Here is a 2296-nt window from a genome sequence, read left to right on the forward strand (position 1 = left end):
TTATCGAGCCGCTACACCTATTGAAGCCACAACTGCAATAAGTTGAGCCAATACCAGTTTCATACGACATTCCTTGTGTCTTTTCGATGCAAAGGTGGTGTTTTTCTACTGACCCAGCCCCGCACGAAGCGAGGCTTGGGGTTACACGGTCGATTTCGGGGAGCCCGCAGAATTCGGACAAAATCGCAATTCTCCTGGATAACTTCGCTGTGGCGGCTTTGCTAGACCACTCGGCGTTGGTGCATCCCCTTGGCCTCCAATACCCGCATCGATTCGACCGAGTACAACGACTCGGGAACCAACAGAAGGCGTTGTAGACCTATGGCCTCGCCAGTCTCCTGACAAAAACCGTAATCGCCCAGAGCGAGAATTTCCAGGGCCTTAAGCACATGGCTCAGCGTCTGTCTGTTCCTTTCTATCATGCTTGCTGCCACTGCTCTGTTTTCCTCATCGGAAGCGAGGTCTGCTTCGTCCGGGTGACGCTCGATCTCGCAACTGGCCGGACTGCTGAGCAAGCGATCACGAAGCTCTGCGGCTTTGACCTCCAATCGATCTTTAAAAAAGGCCAGTTGGTCTAAGTTCATGTACTCGTCGTCAGTTTGATCCAACAGTTGCTCAGTGCTCATCAATGCCATCTTGTGCTCCTGACATGGTTGGTCATTCAATTTTCCTATAGAGCGTCAGGGTCAACCGCGACCCACGCTTTTGCACAGTTGTAGTCATCGCCGCCTTCGGCCCTGAAGTTGTGGTTTAGAAATGGGGCCGTCTGGCGTCAGCAACTGGATCAATCCAGGGGCAGCGTCAACACCCAAAAGTCATCGAGGCGATTGAAGCAGGGCGCAGCTACAGATGGATTGCCCGAGATCTTGGGATTAGCAAGAACACCGTCACAGAAATTGTCCGCAGACATCGCGAAACTGCTTAGCGTGTCGTTTCGCCCCAAGCCTGAACCGACCCCACGTAGGGTGTTTCCCCAGGGAGCGACATTTGCCTCAACACAGTCGTCACAAACCGGCAAAACCGGGTGGTTGGACTAAATCCTCACAACTAGATATCTACTAGACTCCCAATAGGCATCTATCAAATATCTATCGAGAATCCATTAGCTATCTAAAATTTGAAATGAGGTCTATCTGGTTATTCGCCAAATTCTTCGCGATCACGTTTGATCTGCTCAGCTAGGGCATAATTTATATATTTACTACGGTCCATGTGTCGCAGACCAGCGAACTCATCAGCGAGAGGCAGCAGATCCAAACGTACACCCAGTGAGATCTTCTGAGTGGTCTGCCGAGGCCTCCTTGGCTTTCCCCCTATTAGGATGCTAGTAGATGCCTTGTAGGAATCTGCTAGACCGCTTGTAGGTACCGCTGTGCTATCCGGTGAATCGCTACTAGGTGGCTTTGCGTCTGGTGCTGAGTTATAGAAAGCTTCTAAACGGGCTTCGCTAGGGGGCCGCTTCTCTTGTATAGGAGAAGCGGCTGGGGTGATGGACGGACTTGCCATCGGTGGACGACGAGGTCTGCTCATGTCATTCGTCTCCAAATACCAGGCGCAATAGAGTTTTAAGTTCAATGCAGGCTTTATCATGCACCGGCATTGTCTCGAACACGCACATGCCTTGAGCTGACGATAATGGGAAAGCCTTTCGGCGTACTAATGGCGCACGAATAAAAGGCAGATGCGGATAAGGCTTGAGCGCTTTTTCAGCGTCGATGTTGTCGACGCTACTCACTCCAGGATCTGCTGAGTTGAGATGGCATATGACACGCAGCAAATTCTTATCGGCTTCCTCTCGACCGATCTGGACTTCCTCAATCAATTTACTTAAATCATCAAGTGCCCAGGTATCGTAGGGGCGCGGTTGAAAAGGGACTACCACCACATCAGCCAGACCTAGGGCGTAACGTAGAGTCTGCGAGTCGAAACCTCCGCAATCCATGATGACATCGTCATACAGCTTGGCTTGATGCCGCACTTGAGTGCGAAACTCGTGACCGTCGATATAGTGCACACAAGCAATATGTGGCTCGATTTCTGCCGCCATACGCACACTAATAGATTTAATACTGCTAGCTTGCCTATCGCCGTCAGCAAGTAGGACATTGCGTCCTTGCAGCGCTCGAGCTGCTGCCAACTGGACTGCTTCAGTTGATTTCCCTACGCCACCTTTGGTGTTACCCACTAGGACAAGCATGATTCATATCCTACCCAATTCGATTGTGTAGCCATATACTAGCACCCTAGTAGATACCTATCAACACCTAAGTAGATATCTAATAGGGATATTATAGAT

Annotated in this window: 2 protein-coding genes and 2 pseudogenes; 1 reads left to right on the plus strand and 3 read right to left on the minus strand. The window is 50.4% G+C overall.

Going from position 1 to position 2296, the window contains the following annotated elements; genetic code table 11:
- Window positions 1-221: 221 nt before the first annotated feature.
- On the minus strand, window positions 222-635 hold the full coding sequence (locus tag ALO80_RS31420; RefSeq protein ID WP_055009574.1) for a TraR/DksA family transcriptional regulator: 414 nt from the start codon (window positions 633-635) through the stop codon (window positions 222-224).
- 35 nt (window positions 636-670) lie between these two features.
- A pseudogene (locus ALO80_RS32005) lies at window positions 671-742 on the minus strand (antirestriction protein ArdR); the annotation flags it as partial.
- 108 nt (window positions 743-850) lie between these two features.
- Here ALO80_RS32005 and ALO80_RS32330 point away from each other — a divergent pair.
- A pseudogene (locus ALO80_RS32330) lies at window positions 851-925 on the plus strand (recombinase family protein); the annotation flags it as partial.
- A 606-nt stretch (window positions 926-1531) separates the two neighbouring features.
- Here ALO80_RS32330 and ALO80_RS15090 read toward each other — a convergent pair.
- Window positions 1532-2197 carry an AAA family ATPase gene (locus tag ALO80_RS15090; RefSeq protein ID WP_055009575.1) on the minus strand — a complete coding sequence of 222 codons (666 nt, stop codon included), beginning with the start codon at window positions 2195-2197 and terminating at the stop codon, window positions 1532-1534.
- Window positions 2198-2296 lie beyond the last annotated feature (99 nt).

The sequence above is a fragment of the Pseudomonas caricapapayae genome (assembly GCF_001400735.1).
Classification (GTDB): domain Bacteria; phylum Pseudomonadota; class Gammaproteobacteria; order Pseudomonadales; family Pseudomonadaceae; genus Aquipseudomonas; species Aquipseudomonas caricapapayae.

Excerpts from the sequence above, each read along its gene's own strand:
- ALO80_RS31420 (WP_055009574.1), bottom strand. The coding sequence starts at position 635 with ATGGCATTGATGAGCACTGAGCAACTGTTGGATCAAACTGACGACGAG.
- ALO80_RS15090 (WP_055009575.1), bottom strand. The coding sequence starts at position 2,197 with ATGCTTGTCCTAGTGGGTAACACCAAAGGTGGCGTAGGGAAATCAACT.